Source organism: Pseudorhodobacter antarcticus (assembly GCF_900110135.1).
Lineage (GTDB): Bacteria > Pseudomonadota > Alphaproteobacteria > Rhodobacterales > Rhodobacteraceae > Pseudorhodobacter > Pseudorhodobacter antarcticus.
The window spans coordinates 104823-121873 of record NZ_FOCO01000001.1 but is presented as its reverse complement, the minus strand read 5'-3'; the positions used below and the strand labels follow the sequence as shown (position 1 = coordinate 121873).

Below are 17051 nucleotides of genomic sequence, written 5' to 3'. Positions count from 1 at the left end.
GGATGACCCCGCAAGCGGGACATACATGAGAACGATTACCACGACCGAGGATCTGGCGGCCTTTTGCGCCGCCGCCAAAAATGAAGCTTATGTCACCATCGACACCGAATTTCTGCGCGAACGTACCTATTGGTCCAAACTGTGCCTGATCCAAATGGCGCTGCCGGGCGATGATGGCGATGCCGTGCTAATCGACCCGGTCGAAGGCGCGGATATGTCGCTGGAACCCCTTTATGACCTGTTTCGCCACACGGCGACCGTCAAAGTGTTCCACGCCGCGCGCCAAGATCTTGAGATTTTCTTTGTCGAAGGCAACTGCTTTCCCAACCCGCTGTTTGATACCCAAGTCGCCGCCATGGTCTGCGGCTTTGGTGAACAGGTTGGCTATGAAACGCTGGTCCGCAAAATCGCGCATCACCCGCTGGATAAAACCAGCCGCTTTACCGATTGGTCGCGCCGCCCCCTCAGCGATGCGCAAAAAACCTATGCGCTGGCCGATGTGACGCATTTGCGCGTGATTTATGAACACCTTGCCGCCGAAATCGCCGCTAGCGGTCGCCAAAAATGGGTGGAGGAAGAGTTGGCCGTGCTGACCGACCCCGAAACCTATACCATCCGCCCGCATGAAGCGTGGCAGCGCATCAAAACCCGCACCAATTCGGGGCGGTTTTTGGCGATTGTCAAAGAACTCGCGCAGTTTCGCGAAGTGTACGCCCAAACCAACAACGTGCCGCGCAGCCGCGTGATCAAAGATGATGCGCTGCTGGAACTTGCATCGACCAAGCCCACGAATACCGAAGAATTGGGCCGCTCGCGCCTGTTGATGCGCGAAGGGCGGCGCGGCGATATTGCCGATGGATTGCTGGCGGCGGTCAAGGCAGGCGTCGATGCCAAACCCGATGATTTGCCCAAAGCTGACGTGAGCAAAGACCAAGTGCAAGTGAACCCCGCGCTGGCCGACCTGCTGCGCGTGCTGCTGAAGGCCAAGTCCGAGGAGTTGGGCGTGGCGTCCAAACTGATCGCTTCCGCGTCCGAATTGGACCTGATCGCGGCGGGCCAACGCAAAGTGCCCGCGCTGATGGGCTGGCGGAACGAGGCGTTTGGCGAGGACGCGCTGCGCCTGTGCCGGGGCGAAATTGCCCTGTCGGCCAAAGGCAACGCGATCAAAGTGATCCGGCTTTGATCTGACACGGCGCTGCGGGGGCGGCGCCGGTTAGGTATTTAAGCCAAGATGAAATTGGTAGGATTTAGATCAAACTGTCCATTTTGCGGGCCAGTTTGATGTCGAGTTCTGTCAGGCCATCGGCGTCATGCGTGGTCAGTGTTACGTCTACAGTCTTGTAAACATTGGACCATTCGGGGTGATGATCCCATTTTTCGGCCCACAGCGCTGCGCGGGTCATAAAGCCAAACGCCTCAATGAAATTGCGAAAGATGTAGGTCTTGGTGATCGCGTCGCGACCTGTGTCCAGCGCCCAGCCGTTGTTTAACAAAGGCTCCAGCGCGCTGCGGTCGGTCAGTTTTGGGACTTTCATATCGCCTCCGGTTCAGGGGTTTTGTGCGGACTCGTCGCGGCGAAAAGGGCCGAGGGTGGTCAGCACCTCAATATCATCAGTGACTGCGCGGCGCTCCGCCTCTAGGTAATCGGCCACCGCGCGGGCAAAACCGTCATTCGCAATCCAGTGTAGCGAATGGACCGGGCTGGGCAAATAGCCGCGCGCCAGTTTGTGGTCGCCTTGCGCCCCCGCCTCCACCGTTTGCAAGCCGTGGGCAATCGCCCAATCAATCGCGCGGTAATAGCAAAGTTCAAAATGCAGGCAGGGGTGTTCCTGCGTGCAGCCCCAATAGCGGCCGTAAAGCGCATCGCGGCCGATGAAATTCAGCGCGCCCGCAACCGGGGTGTCGCCGTCAAAGGCCAGCACCAGCAAAATATCATCCCGCATGGTGTCGTGAAATTCCGCGAATGCCGCGCGGGTCAGGTACGGCGTGCCCCATTTGCGCGCGCCGGTGTCTTGGTAAAACTGCCAAAACGCATCCCAATGCGCGGGCTGAATTTGGTCGCCGGTCAGGCTGCGCACCTCTAGCCCTGCGTCATTGGCCGTGGCGCGTTCTTTGCGAATGGCCTTGCGTTTGCGCGACGACAGCTGCGCCAAAAAGCCATCAAAATCGGCGTAGCTGTTGTTTTGCCAATGATATTGCTGGGTGACGCGGTGCATCAGGCCCAAAGTTTCAGCGCGCGCCGCCTCTGCTTCGGTGCAAAAGGTGATGTGCAGCGACGACAGATTGTTTTGGGTTGCGATTTGCGTGGCGGCGCTGACCAGTGCGCGCGCCCCGTCCGCCTCCCGCCCCGGCAGCGTTAATAAACGGCGGCCCGTGGCGGGCGTAAAAGGGGCGGCGACTTGCAGTTTTGGGTAATACTGCCCGCCCGCGCGTTCAAACGCCTGCGCCCATGAATGGTCGAAAATATATTCCCCTTGGCTGTGACCCTTGGCAAACATGGCCATCGCTGCAATCGCCACGCCATTTTCGCGCAGCACCAAAGGGCGCGGTTGCCAACCCGTGCGCGGCCCGATCGAGCCCGACCGTTCCAGCGCCAGCAAAAACCGATGCGTCATGAACGGGTCAATCGCGCGGCCCGTTTGCCCCTCTGGGCATGCCAAGGCGTCCCAATCTGCGCTTGGGATTTCGGCAAAGCTGTTGTGCAGGGTCGCGTCAATCTCGGCCATATGAACCTTTGGGGGCAACGTTTGCCTTAGCTGGGGCAGCCGCGGCTTGGGTCAAGCAGGCAAGGGCGCAAGATAGCCTTCAAACGTGATATTTTGCGCAATCTCGCGCGCTTTTGCCTCCGCCTCTGGCGTTTTGATGGTCCAACACAGGATTTCAGCACCTTGGTGACGCAGTTCGGTGACGCGCGGGCGGTCCAAATCGGCCGCCTCATGGCTGATGAAACAAGCATTGATATGATCATAATCTGGGATCATCCGCAGCCGATCACAGGTGGCCGGGGGGATAGGCGCCCATTTTGCAGGGTCAAACGCCGCCGTGGTCAGTCCGCGCGGAACGAACGGGCACAGCCGCGCCATCACCACCATCGAATGGGGGTTGAACGACATCAACGCAACTGGACCTTTGTAGCCCGCCAGTGCCGCCGCCGTCGCCGCCTCCAGCTTGCCATCGGTGGGGCCCATTTCGCCGTGCTGATCCTTCATTTCAATCAGCAACGGCACCTGCCCCGCGACCAGCGCCAAAACATCCACCAGCGTCGGGATGGTTTCGCGCCCCCCCCGCAACGGAATATGCGACAATTCCGCCGCCGAGCGTTGGTTCAACGGCCCGGTTTCCATCGTCAAACGGTCTAGCGCCTCATCATGAAACACAATCGCTTGCCCATCGCGCGAAAACTGCAGATCAATTTCAATGGCATAGCCCGCCTTGATCGCCGCCTTGATCGCCGCCCGCGAATTTTCGGGCCGCCCATCGCGAATGTTGTGCAACGCGCGGTGGGCGATGGGTTTGGTCAAAAAATCGGGATGCAGGGCGGGGGGCATTGCGGCTCACTTATTCTGAAAAGGGGGGGGTGGATCCGGCAACCTGCGTTTCAGGCAGAGATTTCGAAAATCCCTTCGATCTCCACCGCCACCCCCAAAGGCAGCGACGCCGCCGACACCGCCGACCTTGCATGCCGCCCAGCATCGCCCAAAACCGCGACCAAGAAATCGGACGCGCCGTTGATAACTTTTGGCTGGTCAATGAAATCAGCGGTGGAATTGACAAAGCCCGTCAATTTGATCACCCGTTTCAGCCGCGACAGATCACCGCCACAGGCCGCATTGACCTGCGCCAACAGCGAAATCGCACAACGCTGGGCAGCGGCGGCACCGTCCTCCACGCTCATCCCGTCGCCCAAACGGCCCTTGATCAACCCATCCGGCCCTTGGCTGATCTGCCCCGAGACGTAAAGCGTGGTTCCGTCCAGCACAAACGGCACATAATTGGCAGCAGGGGCAGGCGCGTTCGGCAAGGTGATGCCACGTTCGGCAAGGCGGGCAGTGATGGTCATATGCGTCCCCATTTTATGCAATTTTGCGCACCCTATCCGCTTTGCGCCCTTGGGTGAACCCGAAATCCCTCAACTCTCGCGAAAGGCGCGGGCGAAATAATCGGTAAAGGGTTTCAACAGATAGGCCAGCGGCGTGCGTTCATTGGTGCGGATAAACGCCTCAACCGGCATGCCGGGGATCAATGTCAGCCCGTCCAGTTTCTCAATCTCGCCCTCATCGGGGATAATTTCGGCCCGGTAATAGGGCATCTGCGTGCGTTGGTCGATCAACGCATCGGCCGAAACCCCGGTGATATGGCCCGTCAGTTCCGGCGTTGTCCGGCTGGGAAAGGCTGAAAACACCAAATTTACGGGCTGCCCCACCCGAATTTGGTCAATATGAAACGGCTGCACCTGCGCCGCGATCACCAAAGGGCGGTCTTGGGGAATCAAGTACAGCACCGGATCGGCGGGGCGCAAAACCGCGCGCGGCGTGGTCACTTGCAGGCCCAAAACCACACCCGATACGGGCGCCACCACATCCAGCCGCGCAATGCGTTCTGCCAGCGCGCGGCGGCGTTCGGCCAGCTCCAACTCGCGGTATCCGATGTCGCGCAGCTGCGTGTTCGCCTCCTCGCGCCGGGTCGCGGCCAGCTTCAGCACCTCAATCTCAATCTCGGTCATGCGGCCTTCAGATTGTGCACGGGTGGCGGCCAATTCGCCCACCTCACCGTCCAGCCGCGCCGCCTCGCGTTGCAGCGACAACACCCGGCTGGCCTGCGCCAAACCCTTGTCCAGCAACGCTTGCTGCGCCGTCAATTCTTGCGTGATCAGGTCCAGTTGCAGCGATAGCGCGCGTGATTGCGCATCAATCCCGGTGATCTGGCTGGCGATTTGCCCGCTGCGCTTGCCCAACTGGTCCACCTGCTGGGCCGCCGTTTCGGCCCGCGCTGCAAACAGGCGGCGCTGCCCCTCCATCTGCTCCGCGATTTGGGGGCGCATCGCCGCCTCCGCCGCCAAATCGGCTGCAAAACTGATGCTGGTTTTGTCGTCCCGCTCCGCCTCAAGGCGCGCACGCCGGGCCAGAATTTCAAAAAACTGCCCCTCCACGATGGCAAGTTCCGATTTCACCGCCGCCCCGTCCAGCCGCAGCACCAGATCCCCCGCGCGCACGGTCTGCCCTTCGACCACATGGATTGAGTCCACCACCCCACCATCGGGATGCTGCACAATCTGGCGATTCTGCTCCACCTCAATACGGCCCGAGGCGACAATTGCCCCGGTGATCGTGGTCATCACCCCCCAAGCTGCAAAAAAACCGACCAGCAAAACCAAGGTAAACACCCCCGTCAGCACGGGTTTGCGCACGGACCAAGCGTTCATGCCACACCCCCCGGCACAGCTTTGCGCGCAATCTCTCCGTGGTTTTGCACCATGTCGCGCAACACTTGGTCGCGCGGCCCAAAGGCGCGGCGCGCCCCATCTTCCAGCACCAACAGCACGTCACATTCTTGGATCGCCGCGGGCCGATGCGCCATGATCAACACCGCCCCCCCCGCCGCTTTCGTCGCACGAATGGCATGGTTCACGGCCTGCGACCCTTCATTGTCCAAGTTCGAATTCGGCTCATCCAACACCAGCAAAACCGGGTCACCAAACAGTGCGCGCGCCAATCCAATGCGCTGCACTTGCCCGCCCGACAACCGCCCCCCCAAGGTCGACACCCGCGTGTCATACCCGTCCGGCAGTTTCAAAATCATGTCATGTGCCGCCGCCCGCTGTGCCGCCAACACAATTTTTGCCGGGTCCGCATCCGCGCCCAGCCGCGCAATATTTTCCGAAATTGTGCCATCAAACAGCGCAACCCGTTGCGGCAAATACCCAATATAGCCGCCCAAAACATCGGCGTCATATTGGTCCAGCGTCGCGCCATCCAGCCGGATATGGCCGCCCGCAGGCCGCCAAACCCCAATCAGCGCCCGCGCGAGCGAGGATTTCCCAGACCCCGATGGCCCGATTACCCCCATCGCTTGCCCCGGTTGCACCCCAAACGACACCATGCGCAACACCGCCTGCGTGCCCCCCGGCGGCACCACGGACAGTTGATGCACCTCCAGCAGCGCTTTTGGCCGGGGCAAGGGGGTGCGCGCCGCCTCAATCGGTTGGGCCGACAGCAAAACTGCCAGCCGCCCCCAACCTTCTTGGGACCGTTGCACCAGCGCCCATTGGCCGACCAACACCTCAATCGGGGCCAGCGCGCGGCCCAGCAGGATGGATCCCGCGATCATCGCCCCCGCGCTCAACTGCCCTTGCAGCACCAAATAGGCGCCGACCCCCAGCATCGCCGATTGTAAAAACAACCGAAACGTGCGGGAAGTGACGGTGAAAATCCCGCCCAGATCGGCGGCGGTGATATTGGCGATCAAGGCTGCGCTGCGCGCTTTTTGCCAGCGCGAAAACCCCGCCTGCGCCATTCCCAGCGCTTGCACAGTCTCCGCCTCCGCCTTTAGGTTATCGGCCAAATGGTCCGCATGGACCCCGGTTGCATTGGCCCGGTTCAGCGGTGTTTGCGTCACCGCCCGGTTCAAAAATGTTAACAAAATCAATGCCATACCGCCCGCAACCGCCAGCCAGCCCAACACCGGGTGGAATACAAAAATCGCGCCCACAAACAGCGGTGTCCAGGGAATATCGAAAAACGCCAAATGCACGGGCGATGAATAATACCGCTGCACCGCCTCTAGGTCACGCTGCGCCACCAGCGCGTTCGTGTCATTGGGCACCGCCGTTAACCGCCGCACCGATGCTTGAAACACCCGCTGGTCCAACGCATCTTGAAACCGCGCGCCCACCCGTGCGATCACCCGATTGCGCGCATGATCCAAAATCCCCATCGCCACAAACAGCACCAACACCAGTACCGACAGTGCCAGCAACGTCTCCTCTGACCGGCTGCCCAGCACGCGATCATACACTTGCAGCATGTACAAAGGCCCGGTCAGCATCAGCAAATTGACGAAAAAGCTGAACACAAAAATGGTCACATACAAGCTGCGGCCACGCGCCCGCGCTGCGGATAATTCGGCCTGCCCTTGGCGAGTATCGTTCGAGGTCATAGTGGGGTTCAGGTCCAATCTGGCGGGCGTTGAAGGCAGAATAAACGTAAAATGGTTAGCAAAGTCTTGCTGCCCGCGCTGTACGGGCTGCTTTTTATCAAAACAGCCTCAATTCCCGCCAAAAATCCCCAAAACCTCTTGCAAAATGCGGTCGGCAAGGTCGTCTTGCGGAGGCGGCTGCATCTGCTGGTCTTGCACTTGCGGCTCTATATACGTCTGTGCGGGTTGGTCTCGGTACGGCTGGCCGGGGGGCAAGCGCGCCTCGGGCACCAGCATTGGCAAGGGCCGCGCGGGCAGGCCTTCATGCACTCGCAGCATCACCTCGTGCCAAATCTCGGCGGGCAGGCCGCCCCCCGTCACGCCGCGCAAGGGGGTGTTGTCGTCATACCCCATCCAAACGCCCGCCACATAATCGGCGGTAAACCCAATGAACCATGCATCGCGCGCCGCCGATGTGGTGCCGGTTTTGCCGGCCGCTTCGCGCCCTTGCAACCGCGCGCGCGTGCCCGTGCCCTCCTCCACCACCATATGCATCATATAGGTCAGGTATTGCGCGGATTCCTCTGTGATCACCCGCTCACCAATCCCGCCATCTTGGCCCAACAGCGGCGCGCTATCCCCCTGCAACCGCAGGTCAATCAACCCATAAGGCCGCACCGATGACCCGCCGTTCAAAATCCCGGCATACGCACCCGTCATCTCCAGCAAACTGCTTTCCGATGCCCCCAACGCCAACGCAGGCCCTGCCGCCAAATCGCTGCGGATGCCAAAATCCTCGGCCACTTTGCGCACCACATCGCGGCCCACGGCCTCAGATATGCGCACGGCCGATGTGTTCACCGACTCCTCCAGCGCTTTGGTCAACGTGATCAACCCCAGATATTTATTGGTATAATTGCGTGGCGAATAAGGGCCGGACCCCGGCACATTGATGGTCAGCGGCGCGTCTTCCACATAATCCGCAGGCGTATACCCCAAATCCATCGCCGCCGCGTAAACGAACGGCTTGAACGCCGACCCGGTTTGCCGCATCGCCATGGTCGCGCGGTTGAAACTGCCGGGCGGGGCCGGATTGCGCCCCCCCACCATCGCGCGCACCGCCCCATCGGCGGACATCACGATCACGGCTGCCTCGGCCAGTGACCCCTCCGACAGCTTGGCGGTGAACACATCGCGCAGCGCCCCTTCGGCGGCGGCTTGCAGCCGCTGGTCCAGCGTGGTCCGCATAATCACATCTTCGGTGGTGTCGCGCGTCAGGAAATCCGGCCCTTCGCCCATCACCCAATCGGCAAAATACCCGCCCGCGCGCGCTTCGGCAGCTTGCGACAGCGTGGCCGGGCTGGCAATCGCGTCGTCATAGGCGGCCTGCGTCACATACCCCTGCTCTCGCATCAACCCCAACACCACGGCGGCCCGATCTTGGGCGCGTTTCAGGTTGTTGGTGGGCGCGAATGTTGATGGCGCTTTCAACAGCCCCGCCAACATCGCCGCCTCCGCCGGGTTCACATCCCCCGCCGATTTGCCGAAATACCGCTGCGCCGCCGCGCCAAACCCACGCGCCCCCGCACCCAAATAGGCCCGGTTGAAATAGATCGTCAAAATCTCCTCTTTGGAATATTTCGTTTCCAACGCAAAGGCATACGGCATTTCGCGGATTTTGCGCATCAACCCGCCCCGCCTGCAATCCGCCTCGTAATCCGCCTCAGATTTCCATGTCGCAGAATCGTAGGGCACTCCCAAACACAGCAGTTTCGCCACCTGCTGCGTGATGGTGGACCCGCCGTTGCCCTCCAACGGGCCGCGCCCCTCGCGCATGTTAATCCGCACCGCCGACGCGATGCCACGCGGCGAAATTCCGTAATGCCAGTAATACCGCTTATCCTCAGTCGCCACGACCGCATCGTGCAAATAGGTGGAAACCGTCCCTGCACTGGTCGACCCGCCAAAGGTTTCGCCACGCCACGCAAACACCTTTTCATCGCGGTCCAGCAGCGTCACCGACCCCCGCGCCCGTGCGTCCAACATATCGCCAAGCGGCGGCAATTGCGCGTAAAAATACCCCGTGGCCAACCCCACAACCAAGGCGACCACCGCCCCCACACGCCAAGTGAACCCCCAGATAATCCGCACAATCAGCCCGAAAAATGCGGCAATCCACCCCGAAATCCCCCGCCGGCGCGGTGCGCGCTTTTTGCGCGGCTTTGCTGGCAGTTTGGGTTTGGACGGCGGCGCAGCCCGGCCACCCCCCGCAGGGGTTTTATAGCGGCGATCTGCCACTAAGGGTCGGTTGCCTGATCTGCTCATCAAGGAATTCTCTCGTGTTTACACGTCTTATTGCATCCAATCATAGCGCGCCCGCGATGGATTGTGGAGCGTTAACGCACCCCCCGCCCGCCCGTTCAGCGATTAATTTTTAATCAAACGCAACAAAAAGTGCAAAAAATGTGCGTGTCTGCGGTTTTTCGCCCATCCCGCCGCGCCGTTTTCTTGTGCTGCACCTGCAAACTGCCGCCCCTTGAACGCACAAGGCCGGGCCAGACGCCGGGCACAGATGCAAAGGGGACAGGCGTGAAACTGATCATTGCAGCAATCAAACCCTTCAAGCTGGAAGAGGTCCGCGAAGCGCTGACCGCTTTGGGTGTACGGGGCATGATGGTAACGGAAATCAAGGGGTTTGGCACGCAATCGGGCCATACCGAAATCTATCGCGGGGCCGAATATGCGGTGAATTTCGTGCCCAAAATGCGGCTGGAAATCGTCGTGCCCGATTCCATAGTCGAGGCGGCGGTCGACGCTATCGCTGCAACCGCGAAAACCGGGAAAATCGGGGATGGTAAAATCTTTGTGCTGGATGTGGCGCAGGCCCTGCGCGTGCGCACTGGCGAAACCAATGATGACGCTTTGTAAGCGGGGGGGAAGGGATATGAACATGATGAACCGACTGAAATCTTTGGGGCTTGGTGTGGCAATCGCCGCCGCCACCGCCCTGCCTGTTTGGGCCCAAGACGCGGCAGCGCCCGTCAACAATGCCTTTATCTTCAACACCTTGCTGTTCTTAATCGGCGGCTTTTTGGTGTTTTGGATGGCTGCAGGATTCGCGATGCTGGAGGCGGGTCTGGTCCGCTCCAAAAACGTCACCATGCAGTTGACCAAAAATATCGCGCTGTTTTCCATCGCCTCCATCATGTATTGGTTGGTGGGCTATAACTTGATGTACCCCGGCGATGCGTGGACGGTTGCGGGCTGGGTTGGCGGCTTCTCCTCGGCGTCCATCCAAGGTGAAATTGCCGCTGATGCAGGCTTTGCCACCGGGTCTGATTTCTTCTTTCAGTTGATGTTTTGCGCCACCACCGCGTCCATCGTGTCGGGCACATTGGCCGAACGCATCAAACTGTGGCCTTTCCTTGCCTTCACCGTCGTCCTAACAGGGTTTTTGTACCCTATTGAGGCGTCATGGCAGTGGGGCGGCGGCTGGTTGTCGCAGGCAGGCTTTAACGACTTTGCAGGCTCCACCCTTGTCCACGCGGCAGGCGGTTTCGCGGCCCTTGCAGGCGCAATCATCCTTGGCCCACGTCTGGGTAAATTCGGCAAGGATGGGCGCGTAAACCCAATGCCGGGCAGCAACCTTGCGCTGGCCACTTTGGGTGTGTTCGTCCTCTGGCTCGGTTGGTTCGGCTTTAACGGCGCCTCCCAACTCGCCTTGGGGACCGAAGCCGATGCAAACGCGGTCGCGATCATTTTTGCCAACACCAACATGGCCGCCGCGGCGGGTGCAATCGCTGCAATGGCCCTGACGCAGATCATGTACAAAAAGGTTGATCTGACGATGGTTCTGAACGGCGCTTTGGCGGGCCTTGTGTCCATCACCGCAGGCCCCTTGGATCCGACTTTGTTCGGCGCAGTCTGGATTGGCGCGATCGGTGGCATTATTGCTGTGGCCGTGGTGCCGATGCTGGACAAGATGAAGATCGACGATGTGGTTGGCGCAATTCCGGTCCACCTTGTCGCGGGCTTTTGGGGCACAATGGCCGTGCCGTTCTACACCTCGGGTGCCACCTTCGGTGCGCAGTTGATGGGCTTTGCCGCTGTGGGGGCGTTCATGTTCATAGCCTCTGCCATCGTCTGGATGGCCCTAAAGGCCACAGTCGGCCTGCGCCCGACGGAAGAGGATGAGATCTTGGGCCTCGACAAAGCCGAACTGGGGTTGGAGGCCTATCCAGAATTTAAGGTCTGAAACCGCTGATTTTATGACACCTAAAAGTCCGGGCCACATGGTCCGGGCTTTTGCCACTTCAGCGGGCAGGTGCCCCCGCCATCCTCACAACCGTCACCCCCACAACCGATACCGCCCAAACCCGTTCGGGCAATTCATCACATGGTCCACCCGCACGCCTTGCAACTCTGGCAAAAACGCCGCCGCCAAGGGCGATGTTTCAAACACAAAGCTGGTATCCGGCATCGCCACAAACCGCCAATTCGCAACAGGTTTCAGCGCCAATGGCGACGCTTGCGAAACTTCATTCAGCAAAATATTGCGGATGGTGCTGGTGGCCGAAAACACCTCGCGTATCGTACCCGCCGTGTTTAAGGCCCCTTGCGTGCTGGCACGATAATTGTTGGTCGCCAGAATAAACTCTGCTGTAACATCAATTGGTTGGCCTGCGTGACATAGATTTCGTATGCGCCCCTGACGCGCATCTACCAACTGCCCCGTCACCGAATAGCGCGCAGGCTTCGTTGGGTCGATTTCATAGGTCAGGCCTGCGATCACATCGAAATTATACGACGGGAACCCATCATTCAACAGCACTTGATCTTGCACACCCAAGGTCACTTGGCAAAACGCCGATGCCGACCGCTCCAACCACTCCACCACATCCGCCCCGGTCAGGCGCAACGCCGAAATCGTGTTGGGAAAACAGTATAAATCCGCCAGATTGCGCTGGTACAACGGCCCCACCGGAATATGCGTGTAATTTTGCGGCCCCGCCCAGCCCCCCACCTTGAAAGGTGCCGCCGCCGATAGCAAAGGCAACGCGCCATGCTCGGTCCCCGCCAATTGCTGCGCCACAAACCGTGCCTGCGCTTGGCAGATAATCTGCACACTGGGGCAATCCTTGATCACCGCGAAATAGCTGTGCAACGGCACCTGCGTTTCCCCCACCGCACTGCGCATATAGTCCAGCGTCGCCTCATGCCCGCCCCGCGCCGCGCGTGTGACCGCAGGCACCGACCGCACCAACCCAATCGCGTCCCCGTCGCGGCCCTGCACCGCAATGGGCCGCGCCATCGACTGGCTGTCCAACACCCGCCACCGCCCGCCATCACGGTCCAGCACCAAATCAATCAACCCCAGATGCGACCCCCAAAACCCGGCCATCACGGCGGGCGTCCCCGAAATCCTGCCCCGCTGCAGGTCAAACGTATCGACGCCCGAAAACTGCGGCGATGGAAACACCATATGCGTGTGCCCGGTGATCAGCGCATCGACCCCCGGCAACCGCGCAAGGGGCTGGGCCGCATTCTCCATCCCCTCCCTATACGCCACCGCCCCAATCCCGGTATGCGCCAGCACCACCACAATATCCGCCCCCGCCTCGCGTATTTCGGGGATCAACGCCGCCGCCGTCTGCACCATACAGCGCGACTGGATGCGCCCGCGCAACAACCCTTCATCCCAGGTCACAATCTGCGGCGGCAACAGCCCCAACACCCCAATGCGAATGGGGTGGCGCACGCCCCGCCCATCGCGGATCATCCGGTCCAAAATCACATAGGGCGGCAACAAACGCGCATCGCGTCGCGCATCCGCCCCCACCTGCGTCAGCGCATTGGCACTGATCACCGGAAACGCCGCCCGCCCCAACGCCGCCATCAAAAACGGCAGGCCAAAGTTGAACTCGTGGTTGCCCACATTCGCCGCATCAAACCGCAACGCATTCATCGCCGCGATCACCGGGTGCAAATCTCCGTCCCGCAACCCCCGGTCATAGGCCATGTAATCGCCCAACGCCGACCCGTGCAGCAAATCGCCATTGTCCAACAAAATGCTATTGGCCACCTCCGCCCGCGCGCTGGCAATCAACGCCGCTGTGCGCGCCAAACCGGCCGTGTCCACCTCATGATCTTGATAATAATCAAACGGATACACGTGCGCGTGCAAATCCGTTGTCTGCAGGATGCGCAGATGGGCTTGTGTCCCGGTGGCACCGGCCGAAAAAAGGTGCGGTGCGGTCAACACGTTTCCTTAATGTTTAACTTCAATGATATAGCAAGCATGTGCCAGCGATTATTAATCCTAACAAATCACTCCGGCACTTGCCACCTCAGGAATGTACTCGTCACAATCTTTTCTTCCTTAGGTTGATTTTGCCACACCCGCCCCGCAATCTGGCCCGCAACCCCTCCCCCTAACTGCGCCCCGCAACTATGATTGCACCGGCCCCGCCCGCATGGCATCACTCACGCCACAGGGGGGCCGCCGCGCCCACAACCACTGGGGCAAATCAATGGGCGTTCTCGACATTCTCACCTTCTCAGGGTCCACGCTGGACCGTGCCGCGCATCTGCGCAGCGACCCCGACCAAATCGCGCACATGCTGGCATCGGGGCACATCTTGCCTTTGTGGCGCGGCAAACCCTTGATCGTGAATGGCACTGACCTGGGCTGGCTGCCCCACGGCCACCCCGCCCTTGCCCACGGCACCCCGCCTTTGTTTTTGGGGCTGGATGATGGCATCCCGCGGTTTGCCACCGACATTTCCGATTGGTCGCCCGAGGCGGGGGCCGAGGCGGTGGAGGCGGGCTTTTTCGACCATTCCGCCCAATTCCACCCCGGCCTGCCCAACACCCACGCCTTTTTGGAACTGCGCGGCGTCATGCTGCAGCTGACCCCCCGCGCCGCCGAACTCGTCGCCACTGCAAAGGCGGTGCTGCACTGGCACCGCAGCCACCGCTTTTGCGCGGTCTGTGGCGCGCAATCGGACCCGATCAACGCGGGCTGGCAACGCGCTTGCCCCAAATGTGCCGCCCAACATTTCCCCCGCACCGATCCGGTGGTCATCATGCTGATCCAGCGCGGCAACAGCCTGCTTTTGGGCCGTTCGCCCGGCTGGCCCGAAGGCATGTTTTCCTGCCTTGCAGGCTTTGTCGAACCGGGTGAGGCGATTGAATCCGCCGTCCGCCGCGAAGTGATGGAGGAAACGGGCATCCATGTTGGCGATGTGCGCTATGTCACCAGCCAGCCGTGGCCCTTTCCCGCCTCCCTGATGATGGGTTTTGTCGGTGACGCCACCAGCGACGCCATCACCATCGACCCAACCGAAATCGAAGCCGCCCTGTGGGTCAGCAAAGAGGATTTGTTGGACGTCATGGCAGGCACCCACCCCACCATCCGCCCCGCCCGCGCAGGGGCCATTGCGCATCATCTGATCGTAAACTGGCTGGCAGGCCGCATAAATTAACACTTAAGGGCTGTTTGGGCAAAAATAACCAAAGCAAACTGCGAAAAAGCCGGATATAAACCGCCTCAAATCATCGCCCAAAAAGAGGCAGCCGTCTGTGTAAGACAGCATTGAGGAGACGCAGCCATGAAACTGACCGCAAAAGAAGACATCGAAGCGCCGATTGCCTTTGTAAATGCCGTGTTGACGGACTTTGAAACATGGGAACGCGCCGCCATGCGCCGTGGCGCGGATGTGGAACGCACAGACCGCATGCCCGCCCTCGGTGTTGGCATGGAATGGAAAGTGGCCTTTACCTTTCGCGGCAAAACCCGAAAGTTGAACATCAAACTCGCGTCGATGCTGGCTGAACAAAGTCTTGGCTTTGATGTGATGTCAAAACCGGCCGAGGCGGTTTTTGGCATTGAAATGGCCGAAATGGGCCCGCGCCGCACCCGCATCGTGCTGACCATGGAACTTAAACCCCGCACTTTGGCCGCGCGCTTGTTCTTGCAATCGCTCAAGCTGGCAAAGGCCAAGGTGAACCGCCGTTTCACGCTGCGCCTGTCACAACTTTGCGCCGGTGTCGAAGACCGCTATCGCAACCGCGAAAAGGTCTGATGCTTGCGTAAGTCGGTGTTCACCCCGACTCCCGCGCCCATCCTAATATCCTACCAAACCCCGCGATCCGCAACAAATCGCAGGTTAATATTTGGTAAAACAGAATTTACCATATTCATAAATATCAAACACTTACCCGCCGCATCGCGCGCGATTTATTGCGAAATCGCACCGCCGCATCGCCGCATCGCCGCATCGCAGCCGCAAACCCCGCGTCAATCGCGCCTGCGGTCCGCTGGATAAACCCCCAAAATGTCGCGTTCTGATGTAAAGTATTTCAACTCCTCCAGCGCCCGCTTTACATTTTCATCCTCAGGGTGGCCTTCAATATCGGCATAAAACGCCGTGGCTGTGAACGACCCGCCCACCATATAACTTTCCAATTTCGTCATGTTGACCCCATTGGTCGCGAAGCCCCCCATCGCTTTGTAAAGTGCTGCGGGGATATTTCGCACCCGGAATGTAAACGTGGTCATCATCTTTTCCGCCCGGCGGGTATGGTCCGCCTGCCGCGACATCACCAAAAACCGGGTGGTATTGTTGGCCTGATCTTCAATCTGCCGGGCCAGCACGTCCAGCCCGTAAATCTCGCCCGCCAATTCCGATGCCAGCGCCGCCAGCGCAGGCTCCCCCCGTTCCGCCACCACTTTCGCCGACCCCGCCGTGTCCGCCCCCGTCACGGCTGTGATCGCATGGGTTTTCAAAAAGTCGCGGCATTGGCCCAGCAAAACCGTGTGGCTCATCGCCCGCTTCACATCGCCCAACGCTGTGCCCGGCACCGCCAGCAAATTGATATGGACCCGCACAAACGCTTCATCCACAATCCGCAACCCAGACCCCGGCAGCAGCGTGTGAATATCGGCCACGCGGCCATATGTGGAATTTTCGACGGGCAGCATCGCCAAATCCACATCCCCGGCGCGGCACGCCTCAATCGCGTCCTCAAAGGTGCGGCAGGCCACCGCTTCCATCCCCGGCCGCGCCTGTCGGCACGCCTCATGCGAATAGGCCCCCAATTCCCCCTGAAAGGCGATACGTCCTGTCATTTTAATCATTCTCCGTCGATAAAAGCGGGGGAGGGGCGTTTCGTCGCGCTACTATACCTTGATATAACCCATGGGAAGCGGTTAGAAGCGGCCAAAGTGAACACGAGGCGAGGCGCGACATGTTCGACACGATGACAATGACCAAAGTAGTGGGGGCCACTTGCGGCTCTTTGCTGGTATTCATGCTGGGCGGTTGGGCGGCAGACGCGCTCTATACCACAGGCGGCGGCCACGGCGGTGAGCGGGTTCAAGGCTACACCATCGACACCGGGTCCGAGGAGACGACCGAAGTGGCCGACGCCGGCCCCGCATTTGCGGAACTTTACGCCGCCGCAGACGTGGCATCGGGCGAAAAAGTATTCTCCAAATGCAAAGCTTGCCACAAGCTTGACGGCTCCGACGGCACCGGCCCGCATCTGAACGGCATCGTCGACAAGATGAAAGCCGCCTCCGCAGGGTTCGGTTATTCCGATGCCATTTTGGCCGTGGCCGATCAAGCATGGACACCGGAAAACCTGAACGGCTTTTTGGAAAACCCACGCAAATACATGCCGGGCACCAAGATGGCCTTTGCAGGCTTGCCAAAACCAGCCGACCGCGCCGATCTGATTGCTTATCTGGCCACGTCGCAACCGTGATCTGACGCAGAATTTATCCAAAGGCCGCCTTTCGGGGCGGTCTTTTGTATTTCCGGGCCCAAAATCACGCAATCGCAACTTGAGGCGGCGACAGGTTCCACACTAGCATCACACAAAGATTTGGCGCAGTCAGCCGCGCCGGACCAAGT

15 protein-coding genes are annotated in these 17051 nt (G+C 60.2%); 6 read left to right on the top strand and 9 right to left on the bottom strand.

The genetic code is table 11. The features are described from left to right. The first annotated feature begins 25 nt into the window (after window positions 1-25). Window positions 26-1183 (top strand): ribonuclease D, encoded by a 1158-nt coding sequence (gene rnd, locus BMY36_RS00645; protein ID WP_050521399.1) that lies wholly within the window; start codon window positions 26-28, stop codon window positions 1181-1183. Between the two features lie 64 nt (window positions 1184-1247). Here rnd and BMY36_RS00640 read toward each other — a convergent pair whose 3' ends face one another. From BMY36_RS00640 to BMY36_RS00610, 7 genes are all read right to left on the bottom strand, one after another. Then, window positions 1248-1535, bottom strand: a complete 288-nt coding sequence (locus tag BMY36_RS00640; RefSeq protein ID WP_050521398.1) for a 4a-hydroxytetrahydrobiopterin dehydratase — start codon at window positions 1533-1535, stop codon at window positions 1248-1250. 12 nt (window positions 1536-1547) lie between these two features. Next, window positions 1548-2726 carry a GNAT family N-acetyltransferase gene (locus tag BMY36_RS00635; RefSeq protein ID WP_050521397.1) on the bottom strand — a complete coding sequence of 393 codons (1179 nt, stop codon included), beginning with the start codon at window positions 2724-2726 and terminating at the stop codon, window positions 1548-1550. Window positions 2727-2777: 51 nt separating this feature from the next. Next, window positions 2778-3548: a glycerophosphodiester phosphodiesterase family protein gene (locus BMY36_RS00630; protein ID WP_050521396.1), complete on the bottom strand. Its 771-nt coding sequence runs from the start codon at window positions 3546-3548 to the stop codon at window positions 2778-2780. 50 nt (window positions 3549-3598) lie between these two features. Beyond that, window positions 3599-4060: a RidA family protein gene (locus BMY36_RS00625; protein WP_050521481.1), complete on the bottom strand. Its 462-nt coding sequence runs from the start codon at window positions 4058-4060 to the stop codon at window positions 3599-3601. A 69-nt stretch (window positions 4061-4129) separates the two neighbouring features. Then, entirely contained in the window at window positions 4130-5422 is a 1293-nt protein-coding gene (locus BMY36_RS00620; RefSeq protein WP_050521395.1) for an HlyD family type I secretion periplasmic adaptor subunit, read from the bottom strand. Further along, entirely contained in the window at window positions 5419-7155 is a 1737-nt protein-coding gene (locus BMY36_RS00615) for a type I secretion system permease/ATPase (RefSeq protein ID WP_050521394.1), read from the bottom strand. Before BMY36_RS00615 ends, BMY36_RS00620 begins: the two co-directional genes overlap by 4 nt. Before the next feature lie 108 nt (window positions 7156-7263). Continuing rightward, window positions 7264-9459, bottom strand: coding sequence for a transglycosylase domain-containing protein (locus BMY36_RS00610; protein ID WP_050521393.1), 2196 nt, complete (start codon window positions 9457-9459; stop codon window positions 7264-7266). Window positions 9460-9723: 264 nt separating this feature from the next. On the opposite strand from BMY36_RS00610, the gene BMY36_RS00605 reads away from it, so the two are divergent. Together BMY36_RS00605 and BMY36_RS00600 are read left to right on the top strand one after the other, a co-directional pair. Beyond that, on the top strand, window positions 9724-10062 hold the full coding sequence (locus tag BMY36_RS00605) for a P-II family nitrogen regulator (RefSeq protein WP_050521480.1): 339 nt from the start codon (window positions 9724-9726) through the stop codon (window positions 10060-10062). 25 nt (window positions 10063-10087) lie between these two features. Beyond that, complete coding sequence (locus tag BMY36_RS00600) at window positions 10088-11389, top strand: ammonium transporter AmtB (protein ID WP_139193893.1); 1302 nt, start codon at window positions 10088-10090, stop codon at window positions 11387-11389. Between the two features lie 93 nt (window positions 11390-11482). Here BMY36_RS00600 and BMY36_RS00595 read toward each other — a convergent pair whose 3' ends face one another. Beyond that, window positions 11483-13396, bottom strand: a complete 1914-nt coding sequence (locus BMY36_RS00595) for a bifunctional 2',3'-cyclic-nucleotide 2'-phosphodiesterase/3'-nucleotidase (RefSeq protein WP_050521392.1) — start codon at window positions 13394-13396, stop codon at window positions 11483-11485. A gap of 268 nt (window positions 13397-13664) precedes the next feature. On the opposite strand from BMY36_RS00595, the gene nudC reads away from it, so the two are divergent. Both nudC and BMY36_RS00585 read left to right on the top strand, forming a co-directional pair. Continuing rightward, the gene (gene nudC, locus BMY36_RS00590; RefSeq protein WP_050521391.1) at window positions 13665-14618 is read left to right on the top strand and encodes an NAD(+) diphosphatase; all 954 of its coding nucleotides are present in this window, start codon (window positions 13665-13667) and stop codon (window positions 14616-14618) included. Between the two features lie 126 nt (window positions 14619-14744). Continuing rightward, window positions 14745-15218: an SRPBCC family protein gene (locus BMY36_RS00585; RefSeq protein WP_050521390.1), complete on the top strand. Its 474-nt coding sequence runs from the start codon at window positions 14745-14747 to the stop codon at window positions 15216-15218. Window positions 15219-15433: 215 nt separating this feature from the next. Here the strand turns inward: BMY36_RS00585 and BMY36_RS00580 are convergent, their stop codons facing one another. Beyond that, window positions 15434-16264, bottom strand: coding sequence for a prephenate dehydratase (locus BMY36_RS00580; RefSeq protein WP_050521478.1), 831 nt, complete (start codon window positions 16262-16264; stop codon window positions 15434-15436). Between the two features lie 119 nt (window positions 16265-16383). Here BMY36_RS00580 and BMY36_RS00575 point away from each other — a divergent pair, with 119 nt between their 5' ends. Next, window positions 16384-16902, top strand: a complete 519-nt coding sequence (locus BMY36_RS00575; protein ID WP_050521389.1) for a c-type cytochrome — start codon at window positions 16384-16386, stop codon at window positions 16900-16902. The last annotated feature ends 149 nt before the right edge of the window (window positions 16903-17051 follow it).

Coding starts and splice junctions, on each gene's coding strand:
- rnd (WP_050521399.1), top strand. CDS start 26: ATGAGAACGATTACCACGACCGAGGATCTGGCGGCCTTTTGCGCCGCC.
- BMY36_RS00640 (WP_050521398.1), bottom strand. CDS start 1,535: ATGAAAGTCCCAAAACTGACCGACCGCAGCGCGCTGGAGCCTTTGTTA.
- BMY36_RS00635 (WP_050521397.1), bottom strand. CDS start 2,726: ATGGCCGAGATTGACGCGACCCTGCACAACAGCTTTGCCGAAATCCCA.
- BMY36_RS00630 (WP_050521396.1), bottom strand. CDS start 3,548: ATGCCCCCCGCCCTGCATCCCGATTTTTTGACCAAACCCATCGCCCAC.
- BMY36_RS00625 (WP_050521481.1), bottom strand. CDS start 4,060: ATGACCATCACTGCCCGCCTTGCCGAACGTGGCATCACCTTGCCGAAC.
- BMY36_RS00620 (WP_050521395.1), bottom strand. CDS start 5,422: ATGAACGCTTGGTCCGTGCGCAAACCCGTGCTGACGGGGGTGTTTACC.
- BMY36_RS00615 (WP_050521394.1), bottom strand. CDS start 7,155: ATGACCTCGAACGATACTCGCCAAGGGCAGGCCGAATTATCCGCAGCG.
- BMY36_RS00610 (WP_050521393.1), bottom strand. CDS start 9,459: ATGAGCAGATCAGGCAACCGACCCTTAGTGGCAGATCGCCGCTATAAA.
- BMY36_RS00600 (WP_139193893.1), top strand. CDS start 10,088: ATGAACCGACTGAAATCTTTGGGGCTTGGTGTGGCAATCGCCGCCGCC.
- nudC (WP_050521391.1), top strand. CDS start 13,665: ATGGGCGTTCTCGACATTCTCACCTTCTCAGGGTCCACGCTGGACCGT.
- BMY36_RS00585 (WP_050521390.1), top strand. CDS start 14,745: ATGAAACTGACCGCAAAAGAAGACATCGAAGCGCCGATTGCCTTTGTA.
- BMY36_RS00580 (WP_050521478.1), bottom strand. CDS start 16,264: ATGACAGGACGTATCGCCTTTCAGGGGGAATTGGGGGCCTATTCGCAT.
- BMY36_RS00575 (WP_050521389.1), top strand. CDS start 16,384: ATGTTCGACACGATGACAATGACCAAAGTAGTGGGGGCCACTTGCGGC.